The sequence below is a fragment of the Magnetococcus marinus MC-1 genome, from assembly GCF_000014865.1.
In the GTDB taxonomy this organism is placed as follows: Bacteria; Pseudomonadota; Magnetococcia; order Magnetococcales; family Magnetococcaceae; genus Magnetococcus; species Magnetococcus marinus.
Genome location: NC_008576.1, coordinates 837,583 through 862,502, shown reverse-complemented (window position 1 = coordinate 862,502; position 24,920 = coordinate 837,583). Strand labels below are relative to the sequence as shown.

The 24,920-nt window shown below is 55.3% G+C and carries 17 protein-coding genes and 1 other RNA gene; 5 read left to right on the top strand and 13 right to left on the bottom strand.

Annotated features, from left to right (window positions below):
- Positions 1 to 207: 207 nt before the first annotated feature.
- Positions 208 to 858, top strand: coding sequence for a hypothetical protein (locus tag MMC1_RS03660; protein ID WP_011712397.1), 651 nt, complete (start codon positions 208 to 210; stop codon positions 856 to 858).
- Between the two features lie 276 nt (positions 859 to 1,134).
- On the opposite strand, the gene rny is transcribed toward MMC1_RS03660, so the two are convergent.
- The 6 genes from rny to MMC1_RS03635 all read right to left on the bottom strand — a co-directional run bounded on the left by rny (position 1,135) and on the right by MMC1_RS03635 (position 8,366).
- Positions 1,135 to 2,685: a ribonuclease Y gene (gene rny / locus MMC1_RS03655; protein ID WP_011712396.1), complete on the bottom strand. Its 1,551-nt coding sequence runs from the start codon at positions 2,683 to 2,685 to the stop codon at positions 1,135 to 1,137.
- A 301-nt stretch (positions 2,686 to 2,986) separates the two neighbouring features.
- Complete coding sequence (locus tag MMC1_RS03650; protein ID WP_011712395.1) at positions 2,987 to 3,577, bottom strand: 5-formyltetrahydrofolate cyclo-ligase; 591 nt, start codon at positions 3,575 to 3,577, stop codon at positions 2,987 to 2,989.
- A 185-nt stretch (positions 3,578 to 3,762) separates the two neighbouring features.
- A non-coding RNA gene (ssrS, locus tag MMC1_RS20860) (6S RNA) lies at positions 3,763 to 3,940 on the bottom strand.
- Between the two features lie 3 nt (positions 3,941 to 3,943).
- Entirely contained in the window at positions 3,944 to 4,228 is a 285-nt protein-coding gene (locus MMC1_RS03645) for a cell division protein ZapA (protein WP_011712394.1), read from the bottom strand.
- Positions 4,229 to 4,292: 64 nt separating this feature from the next.
- Positions 4,293 to 4,535 (bottom strand): cell division protein ZapB, encoded by a 243-nt coding sequence (locus tag MMC1_RS03640; RefSeq protein ID WP_011712393.1) that lies wholly within the window; start codon positions 4,533 to 4,535, stop codon positions 4,293 to 4,295.
- A gap of 489 nt (positions 4,536 to 5,024) precedes the next feature.
- On the bottom strand, positions 5,025 to 8,366 hold the full coding sequence (locus tag MMC1_RS03635; RefSeq protein ID WP_011712392.1) for a tetratricopeptide repeat protein: 3,342 nt from the start codon (positions 8,364 to 8,366) through the stop codon (positions 5,025 to 5,027).
- A gap of 328 nt (positions 8,367 to 8,694) precedes the next feature.
- Between MMC1_RS03635 and MMC1_RS03630 the strand changes: the two genes are divergently transcribed.
- Entirely contained in the window at positions 8,695 to 10,245 is a 1,551-nt protein-coding gene (locus MMC1_RS03630; protein ID WP_011712391.1) for a B12-binding domain-containing radical SAM protein, read from the top strand.
- A gap of 94 nt (positions 10,246 to 10,339) precedes the next feature.
- Here MMC1_RS03630 and MMC1_RS03625 read toward each other — a convergent pair whose 3' ends face one another.
- The 6 genes from MMC1_RS03625 to argS form a co-directional block, all read right to left on the bottom strand.
- A complete protein-coding gene (locus MMC1_RS03625) occupies positions 10,340 to 11,437 on the bottom strand; it encodes a DegT/DnrJ/EryC1/StrS family aminotransferase (protein ID WP_011712390.1) in 1,098 nt (365 codons plus the stop codon).
- 3 nt (positions 11,438 to 11,440) lie between these two features.
- Complete coding sequence (locus MMC1_RS03620; RefSeq protein WP_011712389.1) at positions 11,441 to 12,334, bottom strand: tetratricopeptide repeat protein; 894 nt, start codon at positions 12,332 to 12,334, stop codon at positions 11,441 to 11,443.
- A 225-nt stretch (positions 12,335 to 12,559) separates the two neighbouring features.
- Positions 12,560 to 14,008, bottom strand: a complete 1,449-nt coding sequence (locus tag MMC1_RS03615) for a glutamate synthase subunit beta (protein ID WP_011712388.1) — start codon at positions 14,006 to 14,008, stop codon at positions 12,560 to 12,562.
- Positions 14,001 to 18,539, bottom strand: coding sequence for a glutamate synthase large subunit (gene gltB, locus MMC1_RS03610; protein WP_011712387.1), 4,539 nt, complete (start codon positions 18,537 to 18,539; stop codon positions 14,001 to 14,003). Before gltB ends, MMC1_RS03615 begins: the two co-directional genes overlap by 8 nt.
- Positions 18,540 to 19,098: 559 nt before the next feature.
- Complete coding sequence (locus tag MMC1_RS03605; protein WP_011712386.1) at positions 19,099 to 20,217, bottom strand: SPOR domain-containing protein; 1,119 nt, start codon at positions 20,215 to 20,217, stop codon at positions 19,099 to 19,101.
- Entirely contained in the window at positions 20,214 to 21,941 is a 1,728-nt protein-coding gene (gene argS / locus MMC1_RS03600) for an arginine--tRNA ligase (protein ID WP_011712385.1), read from the bottom strand. The genes MMC1_RS03605 and argS overlap by 4 nt, the downstream gene beginning before the upstream one ends.
- Before the next feature lie 187 nt (positions 21,942 to 22,128).
- On the opposite strand from argS, the gene MMC1_RS03595 reads away from it, so the two are divergent.
- From MMC1_RS03595 to MMC1_RS03585, 3 genes are all read left to right on the top strand, one after another.
- Positions 22,129 to 22,782, top strand: coding sequence for a histidine phosphatase family protein (locus tag MMC1_RS03595; RefSeq protein ID WP_011712384.1), 654 nt, complete (start codon positions 22,129 to 22,131; stop codon positions 22,780 to 22,782).
- A gap of 93 nt (positions 22,783 to 22,875) precedes the next feature.
- Positions 22,876 to 23,502, top strand: coding sequence for a hypothetical protein (locus MMC1_RS03590; RefSeq protein ID WP_011712383.1), 627 nt, complete (start codon positions 22,876 to 22,878; stop codon positions 23,500 to 23,502).
- Positions 23,503 to 23,507: 5 nt separating this feature from the next.
- Positions 23,508 to 24,011: a chemotaxis protein CheD gene (locus MMC1_RS03585; protein WP_011712382.1), complete on the top strand. Its 504-nt coding sequence runs from the start codon at positions 23,508 to 23,510 to the stop codon at positions 24,009 to 24,011.
- Positions 24,012 to 24,095: 84 nt separating this feature from the next.
- Here the strand turns inward: MMC1_RS03585 and MMC1_RS03580 are convergent, their stop codons facing one another.
- The gene (locus MMC1_RS03580; RefSeq protein ID WP_041640745.1) at positions 24,096 to 24,860 is read right to left on the bottom strand and encodes a c-type cytochrome; all 765 of its coding nucleotides are present in this window, start codon (positions 24,858 to 24,860) and stop codon (positions 24,096 to 24,098) included.
- Positions 24,861 to 24,920: the final 60 nt, after the last annotated feature.

Genomic DNA, 24,920 nt, shown 5'->3' with positions numbered 1-24,920 from the left:
GCAACTTTTATATGCCATTTTGACACTAACCTAGCGGTGCCACGCATCATGAACCCTATGTCCTTCTTCTACAATCGGCTAACATAAGCTAGACGACAATAAAAAAACCGCAGGGGCGGCCATTCATTACAGATAAGGATGCCTAAGGCCCCTCCTTACCGAGCCCTGCATCGTTCCATTTTTTAAAAACCAGACGAACACGAACTTATGCAAACCTTTGCCATCCTAGCAACAACCCTGACCCTCTGGTTTTTGCTCTATAAGTTGATCCTGCGCCCTTGGTATCGGCGCCAGCGTGTCATCAAAAACATGGGGCTTTGCCGCCCCTACACCATCCCCACCCTGCCTGCTGAATTTGACCGTACCATCGCGGTTTCCAGCCATAGTAAAGCCGACCAAATCTATAGCATTAACCTGCACGCGCTACGCTGTAATTGCCGCCGCTACACACAGTATCGAGGCCTTTTCCCCGCCGGGGATATTCACCGCCTCTGTCGCCACCAGCGTCGCCAGCTGGTTGAACTCAACCTTCTCGACTATTACGACGAGCTTACCCGCTGCATTATCCAGAGTGGCATCCGGGATCGTTGCTACCGTGCCATTACCATTGGTAACTGCCAAACGATTTTAGGCTATCACCCAAGAAATCCCTTCCTGCGCCTCTATATGCATACCTTTCAGGAAGGCGATCCGGCCAAGGGTCCCTTTAGCGGCCCTTGCCAAAAATATGTCTTTAACACCGCGCAAGAGAGCTGGATCTACGGCGACCTCCCCCCTATGGAAGAGGAGGTCATCGCCACCATCACCCGCTTTCGTGAACAGGTGCAAAAAGCCCACAAAGAACATACCGCCATTTAGCCTTCTGTTCCGGCACGCGCCCTTACCCCCTACAGCTGCGTTTACCCTACAGACCGCAGCCCTACACACATGCCCTACAACACCACAGCCCCCAGGGTAACGCTGTGCGCTCTTTACAGCAAAGTGCTCTTCTCTACACGTGACGCACACCACACCCTATAAAAAAGGCCCCCACCACATGATGAGGGCCTTCTTAACAGAGTGCTGCTAGATTTACGCTACGGCAACAGGGCATCAACATGGGGCAAACCGGCACGGCTCTACCCCAACCCAACCCTATCGAGCAATCTCCGAGGCCCGCATCTCCCGAATCACCGTTACCTTGATCTCACCGGGATAGGTCATCTCCGACTCGACCTGTTGGGCAATCTCACGGGCTAACAGCATCGAACCCTCGTCATTCACCCGATCATAGGCAACCATCACCCGCAACTCACGCCCGGCCTGAATGGCATACGCCTTCTCCACCCCTTTAAACTCGGTGGCAATGCGCTCCAACTCTTCCAAACGTCGAATATAGGTCTCCACATTCTCACGACGCGCCCCTGGGCGGGCCGCCGATAGGGCGTCCGCCGCATTGGTCAATGGCCCATACACCGAGTTGGGCTCAATATCAAAATGGTGCGACCACACCGCATTAGTAACGGTGTCATCCTCTTTATATTTTTTACACAGCTCACCACCCAACACCGCGTGACTGCCCGGATTATCATGGTCCACCGCTTTGCCGATGTCATGCAACAGGCCACAGCGCCGCGCCAACTTGCCATCCAAACCCATCTCTTCGGCCATAATCCCGGCAAAGTGGGCCACCTCCACCGAGTGGGCCAGCACATTTTGCGTATACGAGGTGCGAAATTTTAAAGTCCCCAGCAGCTTGATAATCTCCGGGTGCATATTGCTGATACCCACATCGTAGACCGCTTGCTCCCCTGCTTCACGGATCTCCTGACTCACCACCTTACGCGCCTTGCGCACCACCTCTTCAATGCGGGCCGGGTGAATACGTCCATCCCCCACCAGCTCTTCCAAAGCGCGACGCGCCACCTGACGACGTACCGGGTTAAAACCAGAGATAACCACTGCTTCTGGGGTGTCATCAATAATCAGGTCGCAACCCGTGGCGGCCTCCAAAGCCCGAATGTTGCGTCCCTCACGGCCAATGATGCGTCCTTTCATCTCATCGGTGGGCAACTGCACCACCGAAACCGTGCGATCCACCACAAACTCACCGGCAAACCGTTGAATGGCACTACAAATAACCTCTTGTGCCTTCTTTTGCGCTTGGGCGCGGGTATCATCCTCAATTTGCTTGAGCTGGCGCGACGCCTCATGCCTTGCTCGATCCACCAGTTCAGCTTGAATGCGACTTTTCGCCTCATCCCGCGTAAGCCCAGCAATCTCTTCGAGCTTTTTATCCGCATCCACAATCAACCGCTCAAAGTGCTGCTGCCGTTCTTCAACCTTTTTCTGCTCTTTATCCAACTGACCACGCCGTTGGTCCAGCTCCTGATCCCGTCTATCCACCTGCTCAATCTTGCGATCCAACTGGCTTTCACGTTTATCTAAGCGCACTTGGTGGCTATCCACCTCTTCCCGGCGGCTTCTGAGTTCAGATTCCAACTCTTCACGAATCTGTATGCGTTCACCCTTCATGGCCAGCTCCACCTCTTTGGCGGCATTTCTGACCTGCTCTTGGGCTTGTTTCTGCAACAGATCGATGCGGGCATCCCGCTCAACCAGGGCCTGATTGCTCTGATTGCGCAGCATCACAAAGACACCGCCCGCCCCCAGCAGCAAGCCGACCATCAACAGAAGAATATCCATAAACCGTTCTCTCCAAACAAAACCAACCCTGACCAGAGGGTATCGTCCATGCCTCCATTGTTGTACCAAAAACCACGGGTACACTTCACGGAATTCACGATCTGGGGCGTAACCCCTCACACGCCCCACACGGCACCATGCATCCCCATAACCCAAGCAGTAGACGCACTTTGTGTACCGTGGCCAAGCGCTAGCGAAAAGGTAAAACAACCCATCTCACAGAAACAACACGCCCCAACAGAGCGAGCTTGGTCATCGTTAAAAGACTATCAACCGGCCATTAGAATCAGGCCCATTTGGCCTAGCGAGTGCCGTATCCCTCGCCAAAAAAACACCAACCTGTTTCGGTCACCACCGCATCCAACGGGATATCATGGTCAGCCCGTGGCAGATGTTCAACCTGTTGCCCCGCAAAACCCAACCCCACCAATAACTTGGGGCGCTGACCGGCCAGGGTACGGTCATAAAAACCACCCCCATAGCCCAACCGCCCACCCTGTGCGTCAAACCCCACCAGCGGCACCAGCATGAGATCCACCGCCCCAGGCTCTATCTGCGCCCTATCGGGACCGGGCTGGGGTATACCAAACGGCCCCCGCTGCCAAACCTCCCCCTGCTGGTGACGTGCAAAACGAATCTGCGACGCACCAGCTTCCAACCGTGGTAGATAGAGTATTTTACCCATCTGCCACAACGGGGCCAACAGCGGGGCCGGGTCCAACTCACCCCGTATGGCACAGTAGAGCGCCACCCGCTCAGCTTGCCCAAGCCAAGCATGGCTCAGCAAATGGGCCACCGCCGCCGCATTGGCAGATGCACGCCACGCTGGATCAAGGGCACCACGCCAAGCCAGCAGCGTTTTGCGCAGCGCCTCTTTTTTTTCGTCACGCACGAACCACAAAGTCCCACTGAATTAAAGAGAAAGAGATAACCATGGAGAGAGAAAGGCGGGCATATTCAGGACATGATAGACAACAGAGCACTTTTGCGGCAGCATAACCAAACCCGCCAATAGGCCCATACCGATGCAGGTGGTGAACAGAGTCACCCTGCACCCGTTGGCCTTAGATACAATCCCATACCCCCAAAGTACCGTTAGAGACAAGCTTCTTGAACCCGTTCGTCTAGATTGGCAGCCTGGTAACCGCTTCTGGTGAACCACAAGAGGTTCTCGCTCCACGGTCAGTGCCGGCCACCCGGGTTCAGAATTATCGGCTCAGGAAGACTGTACTCCTCACGCATACCCCAGGGGATTGGATTACTCAGCCAGCACCCGATCCGTCGCCTCGATGAGACGCTGGATACGGCCATTGGCCAACTCTTTATTGCCTTCCGTGCGCTGGCGTAGCTGAAAATAGCGGTCAGCAATCTGCAAAGCCGCCATCAAAGCCACCCGGTCGGTGGAGGCCGAGCGGGAGTTACGTCGCAACTCCTCTACCAAGCTCTCCACATACTCTGCCAGCTCATGTACATAATCGTTGCCAGTATCGGTACGCAGCTTAAAGTGCTGCCCCAGAATCGTTACTTCAACCATATCTGCCATGGATTTTGCCCTCTATTCTACCTGTTCCGCCTGTCTGGAGCACGTTTAAATAAACCATTCTGGTTTAGTCATGATCCTCAAAGCGGGAGAGCAGACCCTCAATACGGCCCATAGTTTGATTGCGATCTTGTTGCAAACCTTCAACCTTGTGTTTCAGCTTGGCGGTCACTTCACCAACGCGCGCCAGCTGCTCTTCCCGTTCCCGCACCCTCTCTCTCAGGGCTTGGTTTTCACCTTTTAGCGTCCGGACAGTTTCGGCCAGCGCGTTCCAACGCTCTTCCAGAGCGCCCAGGAGCTCCTGATCCATCTATTTCCTCCACCATGCGGTCATGGTCGCCACCAAAACTGTCAGAACCCGAAAAAAACCGGTATAGCCTATCACCCAACTGAGCCACACAGATGACGCCATGCTAAATCGTCAAAGCCAGCCCATGGCAAACGCCCAACGGGCCCTGAGCTCTACACGACTGCCCAGCCAGTTATGCTCCAAAGACAACATCCAAGCGATCCATCCAACAACCTACTCAATTTGGCACCCAATGAGCACCAAACTAGGAGGGCACCAAACTAGGAGGGCACCAAACTAGGCCACTTCCCGTTGACCGTTTAACCCGCCAACGCTAGAAGCCCCTGCACGGGATCAACGCTTACTCAAATATTAAGCGCTATGAAAAAGCCCTGTCAAGCACCCAAACCCCTTTAGGGTACCGCTTTTCCGTATATTCGCAACGAAACTGCATGCAAGGCGAAAGTCAAGCTAAATCGGCCCCCTTTTCAGGGTTTTCCCCTCCCTTTTTCAACGCACTGAAGCGAGCCCGGCATCCTCTAAAATCCGCTGGGCGAAGCTCTCGTAACTGTAGGAAAGGGCCATTTCATAGGGATCATGCAGCGGGCTTTGGCTAAAAAGCTGTCGCATATCCGCTTTAGTCTTATAAAAAAGCATATGCTCATCCCAGTGGGGGAGGTCAGCAAACTGCCGATGATCATTTAATACAGGTATCGCACCGCAAGCGGCAATCTCAACCGTGCGTTGACTGTTCACCAAGTGCGCTTGGGGAGAGAGCGCATATTTCGCCTCATTATAGATCTGCACCAGGTGCATGCCTTGTTGGGCGACCCCTTTATAATAGGGAGCCACCACGGGATCATTTTCCCAACCATAACCATACACCTCTACCGCATAGGGTAGTTCTGGGGCCAGCTCACACAGCCACCGTACGCTTAGATCCCGCACCGCAAAGGGATAGACATACTCACGGATAAACAGCGGACTTAAATGGACCTGCTCTGCCATCTGGTTAATCTGCGCGGGCGAGAGCGCCTCGCCCGCCTCACTGGCTTGTACAAACTGCTCAACCAAACCCCGCTCGGCATCCGAAGTCGGCGTCAAATGCCGCGCATATGCGCTGCCAACAAAAATGATTTTATGCCGCTTCTCAACAGATTTGTGCCGCTTGTAGAGATCCAGGTCCACACAAAAACTTTGCCGCCTGGGGTTTTTATAGCCGCTCTTTATGATCATTTCATCCAGATAAGGCAGGACCGAATAGACCAAATCCCGCTCTCGCCAGGGCTGTTTTTTACCCTTATTAATATCGGGCATGGGGTCTTGGTACCACACGGCGTTCCACCGCTCTGGATGATAATAACCACTGACCGCCCAATTAATGCTCACCACCAAATGGGGATCAAAGTCGTGGTGAGCGGTCATAATATCCAGGGCGTCGGCATCTTCCCGGTTGTTGCGCCCCATCAAAAAGCGCACATCACAGCCAATTTTTTTGAACGCCTGGATCAAGCCAGCCGAACTGTAGCGCATCACCGTGGTCATACGCGAGGCGGTTGCCAACACCCGCACCCGGCCATTGAGCATGGGCCCCGGCGGGGTCTGTCGGTAGCGCTCCAAAATGGCATTGGCGCGCTTTTGCCGTGCTTTATTGATCAGATCAAACAGCTCCGCATACTGTTTTGCCGTGGCAACCTGCTCAGGATTGGCCGGATCAAACAGCACTTGAGTGGGCCGCCGGATTAAAGGCACCGAAAAATAGTGGCTCACTTTTTCTTGTATGGCGATCAAATTTTCCAGACCATGGTCATCCAGCGCTTCGCCCTGGTAATAGCAGATCTGTGGCAAAGCGATTGCCGCCGTATGCTTGACCAACAACCCCTTGTGCGCCTGTGCCAGCGCCAGTTCAGGGGTGACACAAAACAGATCTTCAGTCGCCACATGCACCCGCTTGGACGGGTCATGCACAAAATGATTCATCATCTGCATGGCCCAATTTTTCTGCACGTCATCTTCTGTCATGGCCCAATAACAGACCAATGCAGCATAAATACTTGGTTCTTGACGGTTCAAGCGCAGCAGATGATTAAGGTGGGCCAAACAAACCTCCGGTACCGGTTTAACATGGTCCAGATAGAGATTGGCCAACGCCAACAGCCCCGCCTGATGGTCTGGCGCAAAGGCCAACAACCGCTTTAGCACCGCCTCGGCCTCGGTAATCTGCCCCATCTGCACATAGGCTTGCGCCAGCAACTCCAAACAGAGTTCATGCCGGGGGTTGGCCGCTACCGCCTGCAATAGACGATTGCGCGCCTCTTCGGGTTTTTTTTGCGCCAACGCCAGATTGGCCAAAATGGCTTGGATCTCGCCTTGCTGAGGATAGAGCCGTAGCAGCGCCTCTAACTCGCCTACGGCTTGCTCTACCTGCCCTGCCAACAGGGTTTGGTAACTGACCGCCAATTGTTGTTGATGCTCAGCCTGCATCACCCCATGGGTGGCAACCGCCGCCTCCTGCTCACCGCTCGGCACTTGGCTGAGCAGCCACTGGGCAAAGCGTTGCAGCACCTCTGTCTGCTCAGGGTGCAAACCCTGGTAGCCCTCCCCCCCTTGCGGCTGTAGGGCCTGGGCGGGCAGCAGCACCACCTGCTCTGGCTGCTGGGTACGCTGGGCAGCTATCCAGCTTTGCTGCTTTTCCATAGGGATAATCAAGCGACTGGGCAACGCCAGCACCGGACCCTCCCACCACACCACGACGTGGGGTTGCCACTGGTTTATCTGCTCTAGGATATGGCACACATCCAGTTGCGCATAGTCACTGGCCTCGTCACACAACACCACCTGAGCCTGCGCTTCGAGCATCTGCACCAGCCCCACGACCCCCGCATAACTGGGATGCTGACGGGCACAGATCAAGAGCAACCGGGGAGGCTCGTCCGGCGCACACCGTGGAGCAACCGCGAGCATGCGCTGGGTGATTTCCTGTTCCCGCTTGTCCCGCAAATGTTGCGCGGCAAAGAGCTGCCTAACCACCCAAAAACCTTGTTCTATTTGCGCGGGATTATCCCAGTCTGGCTCAATGCGGCTCGGCATCCTCAAGGCGCTTTCACTCCAGCGCGACAGCAGTTCGCTCTCTTTTACGCCCAACAGCCCAGGCTCCTCACCCTCCCCCCCCAATACCACGCAGAGCTGCCGTGCCCGCCCCCCATACGGGGTGTTAACCAGCAGGGCCTGAGCGGCCACCTGTCGAGCTTGCTGTTGATCAAAAAACAGCGTATCCGCCGGTTCCGTAGCAGGCACCGTCCCCACATGGGGCAAAAAATGCCGCAACATGGCCTGGATGTATTGGGTCAATAGTGGTTTTTGCAGCTTCTCGCTCAGTTGTAGCATCAACACATAAGGAGGGCTCCAGCGCGGCGCTTGCAGCAGTGCCTGTCGGGCGGCGTCCTCGGTGGAATCCAGTTGGTTAAGCACCAGATAACCATAGGCTGTTAAAAGGTTTAACATGCCAGCTGGCAAGGGATATTTGCTCAACAACTGACACTGTTCTAAAGCCTTTTTACCCTGCCCCAGCGCAATATAGACCAGTACCTTTAAACGCAGAATATCGGGATAAACAGCCCCCCACGCCATGGACTGCTCCACCAGATAGAGTGCCCCGTTAAAATCCCCTTGGTGGAACTTTTGCCAACCCAGTAAATACTGTTTCTGGGCATCCTGGGCATCCCGACATAACCATGCAGTGACATCTTGCGCGGCCTGTTGAGGGTCGGGATCTTGGGCGATGGCCTGCTGTAACGCCTGCTGCAATTGCTGGGCATCCAACTGTAATAATGAGCTTAACTGCTTATTCATAAAAACAATTCCTATTCAAGCCGCAACGATCATGTGGGGCGTAGGTTTGCCCGCTGTGTCAAGAACTGTCTGCAAAATGGAGACCCTTTCCGTTCTGCACATAGCTTTATTTCCCACTACTGTGTAATATAAACCCTAATTGGTCTTATTTTTAAATCAGCCAAAATCAAGTCTCTAACAGCCACATGTTTTAAATTCAGCTCAGCGTGGCAAAGCCTTTGCAATGCACCCTTGGGTGTGATGCGTTAAAGACGGGGGCAATGTGCCATTGCCCTGGCGGAAAAATAGCCTTTCTGGCGGAAGGCCCATGCTTTAAGGAAGAAAAACCATGTCTCATGTCAAACGGGTTATGATTACCATGCCCAACACTTCATGGTTTGGGAAACGTCTGTGGGTGGTCCCCCCTTACACCCTGGGTATTCTGGCTGCGGTGGTGGATCAACAACGCTTTGAAGTGGAAGCACTCGACCCCCACCTGGGCAACCTGAGTCTTGAGCAATCTCTGCAGAAGATCCTGGACTTTGCCCCCGATGTGGTGGCCCTAACCTGTATGTCCCTGGAGTATGCCCAGAGCTTTCATGCTTTAGCGCGGGCGATTAAAGAACGTGCACCGGGCATCACCCTGCTGTTAGGGGGGGTTTATGTCACCACCTCAGTGGATCTGGCCATGCGGGATCGGGTGGCCGACTATGGAGTTATGGGAGAGGGCGAGCATCGTTTTCCCCTCATACTGGATATGCTGGACCGTGGTGAAACCGATTTCAGCCAGTTTGACGGCATCGCCTACTGGGAGCAGGAGCGTCTTCAAGTCAACGCACCGGTGGCCTACGTAAAACCCCTGGATGCGGTGCCTTTTCCCGACTATGAAAAAATGCGTTTAAAAGAGTATTTTAACGTCAACAACAGCTTTGGCAATGTCATGAACGCCCGCTACGAGCCCTATGTGCTCACCTCCACCAGTCGCGGCTGCCCTTATGACTGCATCTACTGTAGCACCCACTCGATTGATGGCAGCAAGGTCCGACTGCGTTCGGCGGAAAATGTGCTGCAAGAGATCGACATTCTCTACAACGACTATGGCGTTAAAGAGATCCTGTTTTTGGATGACAATCTCATCATCAACCGCAAGCGCTTTAAACAGATTTTGCAGGGCCTCATCGACCGGGATTATGATTTGTGGTGGAAATCCCTAAACCTTGCCACCTTTTTGTTGACCGAAGATATGCTGGAGATGATGAAGGCGGCCAAGACCTACCAACTGATTCTCCCCATCGAGTCGGGTAACCAGTATGTGCTGGACCATGTGCTCAAAAAGCCGCTGGATCTAAAAAAGGTGCCACCCTTGGTGAAAAAGGGTAAAGAGCTGGGGTTTGAGATCTCCGCAGACTTTATCATCGGTTCACCCGGCGAGACCTGGGATCAGATACGTGATACCTGCACCTTTGCCGATGAGATGGATGTGGATATGGTCTCCTTTCACATCGCCACCCCGCTGCCCAAAACCGAGATGTACACCCGCGCCATGGAGATGGGGGCACTGCCAGACAATTTTGATTTTGGCGACACCAACTTTTTTGGTTTTGGCCGAGGTGCCATCGCCACCGACGAGTTTCAACCCCAAGATCTGCACATGCTACGCGCCCTGGAGTGGGACCGCATTAACTTTAAAACCCCAGAGCGCCGCGCCCGTTTTGCCAAAATGTCCGGCATTAGCCTAGAAGAGCTGGCCAAATGGCGTAAAAACACCATCCGCAACCTAGGGCTCTACTTCCCCAATGCCGAGGGTAAAGACTATACCGATGGGGCCAAAAAACCCGCCATCCCCAAAAACGGGCTGCTGGATAAAAATGGCCGTTTTATGCAGGTGGTCAACGCCTAAAGCCTCTCTCCAGGGGGTGTCCTTAGGGGCACCCCCTGGATCTTTCCCAAGCCCAGCCCCTTACCTTTCGCCCCCCTTAGCCCACCTACCCTTTTTATAAGGCATGGATCGCTTCGATTACCCGTTGCACATTTTCCAACGGCTGCTCAGGCCCCGAAGGCAGAGTGATAAAGTGCCCCTCGTAGGCTTGGGCATGGGGGTATTGCTCACAATCGGCCAACTGGGCACCAATGTGGGGCACCCGATGCAAACCGGTGCTGCGCGCCGCTACCTCAATGCCCTGCTCTGCCATCCTTTGGATAAAACGCTGCCGGTCTTGGCAGTGCCATTCGGCCCTGAGAGGATGCTCACCCGCCGCTGCGTTGGCCGAGATTGCACGCATGCCTGCCACCCCAGCCAAGCCCCTTGCATAGGCCTCTTGAATGGCCAAATGGTGGCGTACCCGACCCGCCAGCAGCGGCAACTGCACCAAACCAAGGGCGGCCAGCACATCATTAAATTTAAAGTTACCGCCTAGCCGCTCCATCTTCTCCCCCAGCACCCCACCACATTGGCCCTGGTTGCGGATCGACTCAATGGCTGCGGCATCCTCGGCACTCTGGCACACCAGCAGCCCCCCCTGACCGGTGGTAAGCATCTTCGCCACCCCCAGCGAAAAGGCCCCAAACCGACCAAAACTGCCCAAACAGCGCCCGTGATGGCGGCTGAGCAGGGCTTGACAGGCATCTTCCACCACACCGATACCGTGCGCTTGGGCTATCGCCAACAACGGCTCCATCTGCGTGGCAATGCCGTTGAGATGCACCGCAATGATCGCTTTGGTTTTTGGGCTAATGGCCGCCTGTAGCTTGTTTATATCCATGACGGGGCGGGTGGGTTCTACATCCACCAACACCACCTTGGCCCCCAGCAACAGGGGGGCGTTAGCCGTTGCCACCCAGCTCATCGCGGGAATAATCACCTCATCCCCACAGCCGACCCCCAGTTGGATAAGGGCCATGAGCAGGGCGTTGGTACCACTGGTGGTGCAAAACAGATGGGGCACCCCCAGCAGCTGAGCCAACTGCTGCTCAAACAGACGGGTCAGCTTACCCTGCCCAATTTGCCGATTTTGCACGGCGTGGGCCACCGCCTGAGCCGCTGCTGGTCCGGTATCAATGCTCCATACGGGGATCTGCGTGGGTGTGGACATAGGCTAAATGGTCACCTCTTTACCGCGTTGCTTACGTTTGACCAAATCCAAACGCTGTTTAAACTGTCGTACCATGGGGTTCTCTTCACTATAGAGTTCACGGGCGATGGCCAACCCTTGCTCAAGATAGCCCTGCATCGCCTGCCACTGCCCCATCACCAGCCCTGCGTCAATGAGGCGACTGACCGCTTGCAAGGTCTCAATATGGCGATGGCCGTAGAGCTTAACGCGGATTTTATGCGCTTGCCGATAGTGCCGCAAGGCGATTTCCAGCTCACCCTTGCCACGGGCAACATCCCCTAGGGTCATCCATAAACTGGCGGTCAAAAAATAGTCCTGGCCCGATTTTTTTATGACCTGTTTAACCATCGGTGCCGCGATCTCTTCTGCTTTTTGATACTTTTTCAATCCAATCAAATAACCGGCATAGCGATTAACTGCCGCCACCACGTCGGGATGATCTGGGCCAATCTTTTTGAGCAATAGGGGCACTGCTTTGCCACTAAGCTGGGCGGCCCGGGCATAATCTTTACGCACCACAAACACCTCGGCGGCACGGGTCATGGCAAAGGCCATGGCCACCGGACGATCTGCATAGCGTATTTTGCAGATCTTTAGATAACGCACCATCAGGGCCTCACCCGCGCGGTTTCTGCCCAACAAAAATTTAAGATTGGCCAGGGGGCTAAGGATATGAAAGGCCTCTTCCGAGGTTTCGCCAAACACCTGATCGGCATCCCGCAGGGCAGCGCTATAAAGCGTGTCCGCCTTTTGCACCTCACCCCGTTTATAAGCGGCACTACCCATCATTAAAGCTTCACGCATGGTGGTGACATTGCCCCCATACCCAGGCAAGGGCACCCCCAACAGCAGGAAGATCAATAACAGTAAGCGCATGGCCCATCTTTCCCATCGTGTTGCAGTCTGATTTCACCCATCACACCACGCCTGCAACGCCCAACGCCTCGCAAACGCGTAGGATGAACGCTCACGTTTGATAACCCGCCATCCCCTTTAGCGTCCCATATATCTAGAGGGTAGTACAGCCTGCACCTCGCTGGGCACACAAAAAAACGGCCTCTGTAGAGGCCGTTTTTTTGTGTGCCGTGAAACACCCCAAGATCAAGGCTCCAGAATGGATTCCCCGCCCCGCAGGTAGGCGTCCACACCACGGGCAGCCTTGCGCCCGCTATCAATGCACTTGAGCACCAAGGATTGACCCGTCGCCATATCCCCTGCCGCAAAAACACCCGCAACACTGGTCTGGAACTGATGATCCACCTTCACGTTACCACGGGCATCCAGCGCCACACCCAACTCATCCAGCAAGCCGGTTTTAACCGGACCCAAAAAGCCCATCGCCAGCAACACCAGATCCGCTTCCAGCACAAACTCGCTGCCCGCGATCTCCTCCATCTGTGGACGGCTGCCATCCTCCTGCTCGATCCAACGCAGCTTCACACAGTGCAGGCGCTTAACGTTGCCTTGCTCATCCCCCTCAAAATATTTGGTCAAAATGGACCACATACGGTCACACCCCTCCTCGTGAGAGGTGCTGGTGCGCAACATATGCGGCCAGGTCGGCCAAGGGGTCTCATCGGCACGGTCCCGTGGCGGTTTGGGCAGCAGTTCCAGTTGGGTCACGCTCACCGCACCATGACGGTTTGAGGTCCCCACACAGTCAGAACCGGTATCCCCACCACCGATCACCACCACCCGTTTGCCCGCCGCATGGATCACCTCATCCGGCGCAATCTTTGATCCGGCTACCCGGCGGTTTTGCTGGGCCAAAAAGGACATGGCAAAATGAATGCCCTTAAATTCCCGTCCTTGAATGGGCAGATTGCGGGGCTGTTCAGCCCCACCGGTGAGCACAATGGCATCACTCTCTTGGCGTAGCTGCTCAATGGAGAGATCCACCCCCACATGCACACCCGTCTTAATGGTCAAACCCTCTTCTTTCATCTGGTTGACGCGGCGTTCCACCACCTCTTTTTCCAGCTTGAAATCAGGGATACCAAACCGCAACAAACCACCCACCGACTCATTTTTTTCATACAACGTCACACTGTGGCCCACCCGCGTAAGCTGCTGGGCACAGGCCATGCCCGCCGGGCCAGAACCGATCACCGCCACCCGTTTGCCGGTCAGACTCAAGGGCTTGAGGGGCTTGATATAACCCTCCTGCCAACCCTTTTCAGCCACGGTTTTTTCAATTTCACGAATCGCCACCGCTTCGCCATTGATGCCCACCACACAACTGGCTTCGCACAGAGCAGGGCAGATACGACCCGTGAACTCCGGAAAGTTATTGGTGCGGTGCAGTGCTTGACTGGCATCCTCCCAACGCTCCCGATAGACCAGATCGTTCCACTGGGGAATCAGGTTACACAGGGTACAACCGCTATGGCAAAAGGGAATGCCACAATCCATACAGCGGGCAGCCTGGATACGCAAAGCGGACTCTGGAAAATCCTTATAAAGCTCTTTGCTGTCTTTAATGCGCTCGGCAACGGGCCGCTTTTCAGGCAGCTCACGTTCGAACTCCATGAACCCTGTAATCTTACCCATTGGCCACCTTCTCCTGCTGCTGCTTCATCTCTTCCAGCACGCGCTTGTATTCGCGGGGCATCACCTTAACAAACCGACTTAGAGCCTCTGTCCAGTTTTCTAAGATCTGTTTACCAACGGTGCTGCGGGTATATTTAACATGTTTTTCGATCAAAGCTTTCAACGTAGCTTGATCCTCCTCGGTCTCCACCGACTCCAACCCCACCATGGACTGGTTACACAACTCAGCGAAGTTTCCTTTGACATCATAAACATAAGCCTCACCACCGCTCATGCCGGCAGCGAAGTTACGCCCGGTACGGCCGAGCACCACCACGGTTCCGCCGGTCATATACTCACAACCGTGGTCCCCCGTTCCTTCGACCACCGCCTGGGCACCGGAGTTCCGCACGGCAAAGCGCTCACCCACCATACCCCGGAAATAGGCCTCGCCCTTGATGGCACCATAGAGGATGGTGTTACCGGCAATAATATTTTCCTCGGCTACAAAGGTCGCACCAGGATGGGGCTTAACCACCACCCGCCCCCCAGACATACCCTTACACACATAGTCGTTGGCCGCGCCGGTTAGATGCAGCGAAACCCCCGCGACGTTAAAGCACCCAAAGCTTTGCCCCGCCACCCCGGTAAAATGGCACTGGATGGTGTTATCCGGCAAGCCCTCACCACCAAAGCGTTTGGAGATCTCCCCACCCAGCATAGCCCCCACCGAACGGTCGGTATTATGGATGGGTAGATGAATCTGGATCGGCTCACGGGTTTCAAAGGCGATACCCGCCAGCTCCAACAATTTATGATCCAGCACCTTGTCAATGCCGTGATCCTGAGGCTGCACATAACGGGTGGCAATGCGTGAAGGCACATCGGGCTGTTTCAGGATGTTAGTAAAATCCAGCCCTTGCGCCTTAAAGTGGTCGATGGCCTCACGGGCTTCCAGACGGTCCACCCGCCCAATCATATCATCCATCTTGCGGAAGCCCATAGCGGCCATGCGCTCACGGACTTCATTAGCAATAAAGAAGAAGTAGTTGACCACATGCTGGGGCTGACCGGTAAACTTTTTACGCAGTTCCAGATCCTGGGTGGCAATGCCCACGGGGCAGGTACCCAGATGGCATTTGCGCATCATGATACACCCCTCCACCACCAGCGGACCGGTGGCAAAGCCAAACTCTTCAGCACCCAATAGCGCCCCAATGATCACATCACGCCCGGTGCGTAGCTGACCATCGACTTGCAGGCGCACACGCCCACGTAGATCGTTGAGCACCAAGGTCTGTTGGGTCTCGGCCAGGCCCAGTTCCCAGGGCACCCCGGCATGTTTGATGGAGCTAACCGGGCTTGCCCCGGTGCCGCCATCATGACCGGCAATCAAAATCATATCCGCATGGGCCTTAGAGACCCCCGCAGCAACCGTACCCACACCCACCTCAGAGACCAGCTTAACCGACACACGACCGTCGGGATTGACATTTTTCAGGTCAAAAATCAGCTGCGCCAGATCCTCGATAGAATAAATATCGTGGTGGGGGGGTGGCGAGATCAGGGTGACACCAGGGGTGGTGTTACGGGTCCGCGCGATCACCTCGTTCACCTTGTGACCGGGTAGCTGCCCTCCCTCACCGGGTTTGGCACCCTGGGCGATCTTGATCTGCATCTCGTCGGAGTTGACCAGATAGTGACTGGAAACACCAAACCGACCCGACGCCACCTGCTTGATGGCACTGCGGGCGTTATCCCCATTGGGACGCGGCTTAAAGCGTTCGGGATCTTCACCGCCCTCACCGGTATTGGACATACCCCCAATACGGTTCATGGCAATGGCCAGGGTCTCGTGGGCCTCTTTAGAGATCGAGCCATAAGACATGGCACCGGTCACAAAACGACGTACGATTTCCGAAGCGGGTTCCACCTCATCCAACGGCACCGGTTGAGCGGCCTTTTTCAGGCGCAACAGGCTACGCAGGGTGCAGAGGTTTTTGCTCTGCTCGTTGATGGTCCGCGCAAACGCTTTATAGGTTTCGTAGTTGTTTTCACGGGTGGAGTGCTGGAGCTTGGCAATATTTTCCGGGGTCCACAGATGGCTCTCGCCACCATGTCGGTATTTATACTCGCCCCCCACCTCCAGCTGGTTTATGGAGATCACATTCTCCGCATAAGCCAGCCGGTGTTTACGCAAAATCTCCTCTTTAAGGGTGGTCATATCCACCCCTTCAATACGGGAGACGGTGCCGGTAAAGTAGCGGCTAACCAGACTTTTAGCCAGACCCACCGCCTCAAAAATTTGCGCGCCACTGTAGCTTTTAAGGGTGGAGATGCCCATTTTAGAGGAGATCTTTAACAACCCTTTATTGACTGCTTTTGCATAGTTTTTAAAGGCCACCGCCGGCGTGATCTCCGGTGGAAAGAGCCCTTTTCCGCACAGATCAGAGAGAGTGCTAATGGCCAAATAGGGGTTGACCGCACTGGTGCCATAGCCCACCAACAGGGCGAAGTGGAATACCTCGCGCACCTCGGCGCTCTCCACAATGATGCTCACCTTGCTGCGGGTACCCGCACGGATCAGGTGGTGATGCAGACCCGCCGCCGCCAACAGGATGGGCAGTGGTGCCTGTTTTTTATTGGCCCCCCGGTCAGACAGAATGATCAGATTGACCCCATCTTCTACCGCTGTAGAGACCTCATCAAACAGACGGCTCAGGATGTCATCCAGGGAGCACTGCCGCTCCACCAAAAACAGGGTAGAGAAGGTACGTGCATGCAACCCTTTGACGTTGGCGGCACGAATTTTCTCAAGCTGTTTATTGTCGATGACCGGTTGCAGCAGGCGAATATGGTTTACATGCTCGGGGCTCTCTTCCAGCAGGTTGCCCGCAGGCCCTAGCTGGTTGTAGAGGCTCATCACCAGATCTTCACGAATGGGATCAATGGGGGGATTGGTCACCTGCGCAAAGAGCTGTTTAAAGTAGCTAAACAGCGGCTTGTTTTTGGTGGAGAGCACCGCCAAAGCGGCATCGTTACCCATGGAACCAATGGGCTCGGATCCCCCCAGTGCCATGGGACCCATAAGCAGGTGCAGATCCTCTTCGGTATAGCCAAAGATTTTATGCAGGGTACCCAGCTTTTCCTGCTCCTCTTTGGTGCTATCGCCCTCTTCCATATCATCCAGATTGATCAGGCCATCTTCCACCCACTGGCGGTAAGGTTTGCCCTCTAAAATCTGTTTTTTAACCTCGGTATCATCAATGATGCGACCCTCTTCCAGGTCGATCACAAACATACGTCCTGGTTGAAGGCGACCATTGTAGAGCACCTCTTCAGGGGGGAACGTCACCGTACCCGCTTCGGAGGCCATCACACACAAGCCGCTTTTGGTCACCTGATAACGGGCCGGACGCAGACCATTACGGTCCAACGTCGCACCGATAATGCGGCCATCGGTAAAGGCCACCGCAGCCGGGCCATCCCAAGGCTCCATAATGGAGGCATGGTACTCGTAAAAGCCTTTTAGCTCGTCACCCATCTGCTTATGGTTTTCCCACGCTTCGGGAATAAGCATCATCATGGCGTGGGGCAACGAACGGCCTGAGAGCACCAAAAACTCCACCGCACGGTCAAAAGCGGCAGAGTCCGACAGCCCCTCAGGAATGACTGGGAACAGTTTTTTCAGATCATCCCCAAAATGCGGATGGGTCAGGGCCGCTTCACGGGCACGCATCCAGTTGATATTACCCCGTACCGTGTTGATCTCCCCATTATGGGCAATCATCCGGAAAGGCTGCGCCAAACCCCAGGTCGGAAAGGTGTTGGTGGAGTAACGTTGGTGTACCAACGAAAAGCCAGAAACCACCGCTGGATTAACCAAATCCAGATAGTAATCTTCAACCTGGTCGGCCAGGAACATACCCTTGTAGAGCAAGGTACGGCTGGAAAAACTGGGCACGTCAAAGGAGCTAAGCTCCTCCATACCATAATCACGCACCGTATTTTCAATGCGCTGACGAATAATATAAAGCTTGCGCTCCAACCAGTTAGGGTCGGCATCGGCAGGTTTGTTGCGGGCGGCAACGATTACTTGGCGCACCAAGGGTTCGGTCTCTTTGGCGGTGTAGCCAATGCGCGCCCCTTTATTAATCGGCACATCTCGCCAGCCCAGCACCACCTGCTCCTCATCCATAATCAGCTTTTCAATATGCCGCTGAATGGATTCACGGATGGAGGTCTCTTTGGGCAAAAACACCATGCCCACACCGTAAGCGCCCAGCTCGGGCAGATCAATATGGAGGGTGCGGCAAGCCTGCCGCAACATGGCATCGGGCATCTGGATCAGAATACCAGCCCCGTCACCGGTCAGGGGATCAGCCCCGGCGGCGCCACGGTGGGTAAGGTTGACCAGCAGTTTAAGCCCCATACGGACGATCTCATGGGTTTTGCGGCCTTTAAGATCTGCCACAAAGCCCACGCCACAAGCATCATGCTCGAAGCTTGGATCGTACAAGCCTGTCTGTTTCGGCAAGCCGGATTGAATCATATTGTTTTCCCAACTTGATAGGTTTACACCTCGCACAGGTCTACGACCCGTGGTCTCCACTCAGGGAGACAACCACGCTACCCCAACCACCACCCCATTGCCAGCCCCACAGCATGGGAACGCGGCACCGAAACGGCTTCTTTTCGATCCCGTGTGGAACATAGTCGGGTTTTCGATGGCGATTCAATGCTCTTAGGTGGGTCTGCTCTGTTTCCGTGCTAAGGAACAGACCGAAGGGACGGAGCACCCCCACAGGAACACCCCGAAAAGGATACAAGTATGCTGGCTTTTCACAATTGTGTCAATTAATTTGAGCCCACCACGCTACCCATCACCCGTTACCCTTAACAAACCCCGGCATGGCACCATGCAGACCCATGCAGACCCCCTACAGGCCACCCTTTGCCCTGTTAATAGACAAAGGCCCTTTAAGTTAAAGGGCCTTTGTACCTTAATCTGTTGCGCACAGGCACAACATTTCTATTCCATGAGCGACCCTGCACGCGCCTTAAACCTTACCTATGGTGGGGCCTGTCGGTGCCCTGAGCAGCCCTGTTGATTAACCCGGAGCGTGCCGTGTTACCATGGCCGAAAGCCCCTTAACCTGCCAACGATGGGCGGTATTGTCGGCATCGGTACGGTTTTGGAAAGGCCCTACCCGCACCCGAAACACCGGTGCGCCATTGACCGTACCCGGCAGAATACGCGCCGGCTCCCCTTGGCGCATAAGCCTTCCCAACAATTTTTGCGCCGGCTCATAGCGGCTAAAGGCCGCCACTTGCACCACGAACATACCCTCAGCCACCCGTCCCGTGGGCGGGGGGGTGTAACGTTGCCGCTGTGCGGCATCGTCTTGGCGCTTGAGATAGCTCTGTACCGAGGCCACCGGACCCTGCCGATTACCCATCGACAACGCCTGTAAATTCCGCGCATAGAGCATAGATTTTGCAGGGCTCCACGCTTCTGCCGTATGATTTTGCGCTTCGTCACGTGGGGCAAATTTGGCCTTTTCATCGGCACCATCGGCGGGGCGTGCGCTGCTCACCGTTTTGAGAACCGCAGACTGAATGGCACTAAAGTCGGGGGCATGGGCCTGCTCAAGGGGACGTTCAGAAACCGCCGTGCGCATGCCCTTTTGCCCTTGATCCCCCGGCAATACCACCCGATGCTCCACCAAGCCTTTATAAAATTGAAACTCCACATCACGGTCCGCTGGGTCCAACTGGGCCACCTGCTGAGCAGCGGTGGCGTGCGCATCCCCAGCGCTGTTGGCCGCCGGTTTTTTTGCCGATGCGGCGATTTCATCGTGCTTAACCGGCACCGGGGTAGGCAATGGCGAAGGGGCGGGGGCCGATTTAGCCGCCATCACCGGCAATACCACCGCCACTTTCTCGACCTGCAACGCTGCGGGCGCCTGTATTTGACGCACCTCTTGCACAGGGGCCTCTTCCACAACCGGTTTATCCACGATAATCGGCTTGTTCACTTCAACAACACGCGCCTGCGCCACAGGCTGTTGTGCCTGCTCACCCGGCTGCCCAGGATTTTCAGCCTTTGGCCAGATTAACCATCCAGCCACCACCACGCACACCCCCAACAGCAGCAGCCTGGCTGGTTTGGGTTGGCTGGTTTCGGCATGGCGACGATAACGTCGCGAGGTGGGATAACGTGGGTTCACATCGACCTCGGTTGTTGAACACCCAGCAGCTCCAAGCCATTGGCAATGACCTGCTTAACCGCTAAAATCAGTACGAGGCGGGCATCACGCGTGCCCGCATCAACATCCATAATACGATGGCTGTTGTAAAACGTATGAAACGCCGCCGCCAAATCCAACAGGTAATAGGGGATACGGTGGGGCTCTTGATGCACCGCCGCGCCCTCCACCACATCGGGAAACAGATCCAACTTACGGATAAGATCCCACTCCGCCCCTTCGCCAAGGGGCGACAGATCTACCCCAGACCACCCCTGCGCCTGCAACGCCACCCCTTCATGCTGGGCTTTATCCCAAATCGAACAGATGCGCGCATGGGCATATTGAACATAGTAGACCGGATTATCGTTATTCTTGGCCACCGCCAGATCCAGATCAAAATCCAGCTGGGCACCACTGCCCCGGCTTAAAAACCAAAAACGCACCGCATCCGAACTGGTGGCTTCCACCACCTCTTCCAGGGTTACAAAGGTGCCTGCCCGTTTGGACATCTTCACTGGTTCGCCCCCACGGGTGAGGTTTACCATCTGAATAAGCACCACATCCAACAGGTTCTGTTTACCGGTCAAGGCACCCAGCGCAGCCTGCACCCGGCGCACATAGCCCCCATGATCAGCCCCCCAGATATTGACCAACCGCTCAAAGCCGCGCTCCGCTTTATTGAGGTGATAGGCCACATCAGCGGCAAAATAGGTGTAGCTGCCGTCGCTCTTACGCAACGCCCGGTCCACCTCATCCCCAAAATCGGTGGCCTTAAACAGCAACTGCGGACGCGACGCCCACGCCTCACTTTTTTTACCCTTGGGTGGTTCCAATACCCCTTCGTAGAGGCACCCCTTTTGGCTTAACACCTCCAGGGCATGCTCAATGCGCCCCTCGCTGTGTAGGCTGAACTCCGAGAACCAGTGGTCAAAACGAATATTCAACCGCGCCAAATCGGCCTTAATCCAGGTGAGTACCTGTTGCATGGCAAACTCAAGCATCTCACGGGGATACTCATCGGGCTCAGCCCGGGCTACCTCAAGCCATTTATCTTGATCTTTTTCCTTAAGTGCGCGGGCAATATCGACGACGTAGTCGCCGGGATAGCATCCCTCCGCCACCTCAACGGCATCCCCAAACAGCTGCCGATAACGCAGCATCACGGAGCGCCCCAGCACTTGTACCTGCACACCCGCGTCGTTCAAATAGTACTCGCGCTGCACCGCATACCCGGCACATTCCAGAATACGTGCCAAAACATCTCCGGTGACGGCACCCCGCCCGTGGCCTACGTGCATGGGGCCTGTGGGGTTGGCCGAGACAAACTCAACCAGCACTTTTTGCCCGGCACCGACGTTCCCCTGGCCATAACTGCCGCCACGCTGCAACACATCGGCAACCACCCCGCGCAGACGCTCGGGGGTGACAAAAAAATTAATAAAACCCGGTCCAGCGATCTCACAGCGCGACACCACACCCTGCCCACTGGGCAAGGCATCCACCAGCCGCTGCGCCAGATCCCGTGGCTTCATCCGCGCCTGTTTTGCCAGCACCATGGCGGTATTAATGGAAAAATCCCCATGGCTCTTATCCTTGGGACGCTCCACCTTAATACCCCCAAGTTTCGCATCGGCAGGAATCACCCCTTCCGCCAGCAGGGTGTTTTGGGCGTGCTCCATCAACTCTTCGATACTCTGCCGCATGGTTTTTTCCACCTATAGATGCTTTTAAACGAACCCTATTCCCGCTATGCTCCAACCCAACCCGAGGGGCCGCAGGCACAACCGGCCATCGAACCGCATAACTTACCCCTGTTGGCCACGAAGTTAAAGCCCAAAGCAGCGCTGACAGGCTGGCAGATGGGCTATTTTATCCCTTAAAAGGTGTACCATGAATAAATTCCCGGCACCCCACAGCCTCACCCTTGACCTGCTACGCCATGGCGAACCCTGTGGCGGTGAGCGTTACCGAGGCCGCCTGGATGACCCCCTCAGCGAAACCGGCTGGCAACAAATGCATGCCGCAGTTGCCCCGCAGGAGCCCTGGACCCATATTATCAGCTCACCCCTACAACGCTGTCTGCACTTTGCCCAACAGCTGGCCCAACAGCGCCAGTTGCCGCTCACCATTGAACCGGCGCTGCAAGAGCTCCGTTTTGGTCGCTGGGAGGGACGTACCGCCACAGAGATCCTCGCCTCGCCCCAAGCCGAGGCGCTAACTGCCTTCTGGCGTGACCCCTGGCGCAACCCCCCACCTGAGGGTGAGACCCTTAAAGATTTTGAACAACGGGTCATTCCCACCCTGCAAAACCTTATTGAACACCACCCAAAGGGGGCGCATCTGTTAATCGTCGCCCATGGTGGCATTTTACGTCTGGCCACGGCATGGGCACTGGGCATGCCGTTAAACAATCTCTCTCGCCTTGTTATCCCGTACGCCTGCCGCATCCGTTTGGTGATGGACCACATTGAAGGGCAGACTCTACCGCGCCTACTCTACCTGCGCCCCAATGACACACCACCCCAACCGACATGCCCCACCTGAAATAATGGTGTGCGTGTTCGGATTAATCTTTAATCCATCCTGGCAAGTGTGCCATTTTCAAGAGAGACCCTTCCACCCTGCACAAGGTAGAGTATGACGACCCCTTGGACTTTTGAGATGGACCTGCTTAAAGAGCTGTTCAACATTGGCATTGGACGCTCGGCCGATACTCTCAGCCGCTTGGTCGATGATGAGGTGGTCATCCATCTGCATGACGCTTGTCTGATGGATAACGCACAATCGGTAACCTCCCTTAAACGGGCAGCGTTCACCAACGATACCCAACAGCTAACCTTTCATTACACCCTGGATTTTGATGGGCATAAGATCCCCAGCATCGTGGTTTTGCTGGCCAGCACAGAGCAGATCAACCGCCTGATCGGGCGGCTCTATCAAGAGGAGCCCCCGCCCGCCGAACCCGATGGCCCAAGCCGAGATGTTTACCAAACCGTGATGGATCTGTTTGTCTCCACCTGCATGGGGAGTGTGGCGGATCTGCTGGCTGTTACCATGCAGCAGCAGCGTGTTCTCTTTACCAACCATGACCTTAGCCAGTCGGGCCTACCCTGCCCTTCGAATAAGCCATGCCTCTGTTTAGAGATCCATTTTTCTATGCCCAGCGCTGCTCTGGAGGGACACCTTCACCTTTTGTTTGATGCTGCAATCCTACCCGATCTGACCCAGCGTTATCAGACCATCCTAAACCGGGCCGAGGGCTAACCCCCATGCCAGCCCCCCAAAGTGATCTAATCCTTGCCCCTGGGGAGCTCTATATTGGCTTTCACCCCGCCAAGGTGCGTACCATTTTGGGCTCTTGCGTCTCTGTGACCCTGTTTCACAAAGGCCCTCGTCCCATGGGGGCGATCTGCCATGCCCGCCTACCCCACTGTGAGCACCCCTTGGCCCCTGCCATTTTAATCCGGGATGGGGATAGCCACTATATGGATAGCGCCTTAACCTTCATGATTCGCCTCTTCCGCGAAATGGGCTGCCGGGATGAAAATATCGAGGTCAAGCTGTTCGGTGGTGCCAACATGTTTAATCGTGATACCGACCGTAATATGATGACCGTGGGCTTGCGCAACATCCAAACCGCCATGGAGATCATCAACCGCGAACATTTACATCTCATTAGTTCAGACGTCGGGGGTAACAAAAGCCGCTCCCTGCTGTTCGATACCCACAGTGGCGAAGTTCTACTGCGGCGCGGCACAAACACCGATACCTAAGCCCGCCCCTCGCCCTAAGAAAAAAAAGGGGGGAAAGCTGTGGCTCTCCCCCCTTTTTCTACCTATTGATCCAGCAAACCAGGACTATTTTTTCTTTGGCAAGGTTTGCATATAGTCGATGATATCCAACATAATTTGCGGATCCAGCGCCAGCAACGCAGGCATCTCTTCGCCTGGTTGTCCATTGCGGGTTTTATGCAGGGTTTCCCAAGGATTCCCACTGGCGGCATCACCCATCTGCGCCATGCCCTTTTGAATGCCTTGTTTGCCATGGCACTGGGCGCACAGGGTCTGGTAGTAGTTAGCCCCCTGTTGCCTGTTCGCCTGCTTGATCGTTTTATCTTTACGCTCAATGACGGCGTCCATGTCAACCTGACCCAGGCTGACGAAATGGGCCAGATCCAGCAGCGAGGCATCATCCAGCTTGTCCCCATAGCCGTGAGTGGCCTCTTTCAGCAGCGCAACCAAGGCCTGTGGATCCCGTCCCTTAGCAGCCGTTATACCCACGATGCCGGTAAAATGTTTACCCTTGGCATAAGCACCCTCTTTACCCATACCGTCCCAGCCATGGCACTCCTTACAGCGCCAGCTATCTTTAGCCTTGGCCTTGCCGCTGCTGGGGTAAGCCGTGTGGGCGCCTTGGGGCGGCTTTTGATCCAGCTCCTTGTACCAACTATCGTACAACCGCCCACCCCGCGCGATGGAAGAGAGCATGGCCGCCTCATCCATAACCCCCTGCTGGCCCTCTTCTGCCTGAACAAGGGGGGTCGCCAACAGCCCTAGCAGGCCACATAGAACCGCCACCCCCAATTGCACGAATCTCTTATTAACCGCTTGAACCTTATGCATGCCACCCTTCCCCTTCGTCATATACCATGGATTCATCCGCCGCCCTGTGGGTCGTGGAGC

Coding starts and splice junctions, on each gene's coding strand:
- MMC1_RS03660 (WP_011712397.1), top strand. CDS start 208: ATGCAAACCTTTGCCATCCTAGCAACAACCCTGACCCTCTGGTTTTTG.
- rny (WP_011712396.1), bottom strand. CDS start 2,685: ATGGATATTCTTCTGTTGATGGTCGGCTTGCTGCTGGGGGCGGGCGGT.
- MMC1_RS03645 (WP_011712394.1), bottom strand. CDS start 4,228: ATGGCAGATATGGTTGAAGTAACGATTCTGGGGCAGCACTTTAAGCTG.
- MMC1_RS03640 (WP_011712393.1), bottom strand. CDS start 4,535: ATGGATCAGGAGCTCCTGGGCGCTCTGGAAGAGCGTTGGAACGCGCTG.
- MMC1_RS03635 (WP_011712392.1), bottom strand. CDS start 8,366: ATGAATAAGCAGTTAAGCTCATTATTACAGTTGGATGCCCAGCAATTG.
- MMC1_RS03630 (WP_011712391.1), top strand. CDS start 8,695: ATGTCTCATGTCAAACGGGTTATGATTACCATGCCCAACACTTCATGG.
- MMC1_RS03625 (WP_011712390.1), bottom strand. CDS start 11,437: ATGTCCACACCCACGCAGATCCCCGTATGGAGCATTGATACCGGACCA.
- MMC1_RS03620 (WP_011712389.1), bottom strand. CDS start 12,334: ATGCGCTTACTGTTATTGATCTTCCTGCTGTTGGGGGTGCCCTTGCCT.
- MMC1_RS03615 (WP_011712388.1), bottom strand. CDS start 14,008: ATGGGTAAGATTACAGGGTTCATGGAGTTCGAACGTGAGCTGCCTGAA.
- gltB (WP_011712387.1), bottom strand. CDS start 18,539: ATGATTCAATCCGGCTTGCCGAAACAGACAGGCTTGTACGATCCAAGC.
- argS (WP_011712385.1), bottom strand. CDS start 21,941: ATGCGGCAGAGTATCGAAGAGTTGATGGAGCACGCCCAAAACACCCTG.
- MMC1_RS03595 (WP_011712384.1), top strand. CDS start 22,129: ATGAATAAATTCCCGGCACCCCACAGCCTCACCCTTGACCTGCTACGC.
- MMC1_RS03590 (WP_011712383.1), top strand. CDS start 22,876: ATGACGACCCCTTGGACTTTTGAGATGGACCTGCTTAAAGAGCTGTTC.
- MMC1_RS03585 (WP_011712382.1), top strand. CDS start 23,508: ATGCCAGCCCCCCAAAGTGATCTAATCCTTGCCCCTGGGGAGCTCTAT.
- MMC1_RS03580 (WP_041640745.1), bottom strand. CDS start 24,860: ATGCATAAGGTTCAAGCGGTTAATAAGAGATTCGTGCAATTGGGGGTG.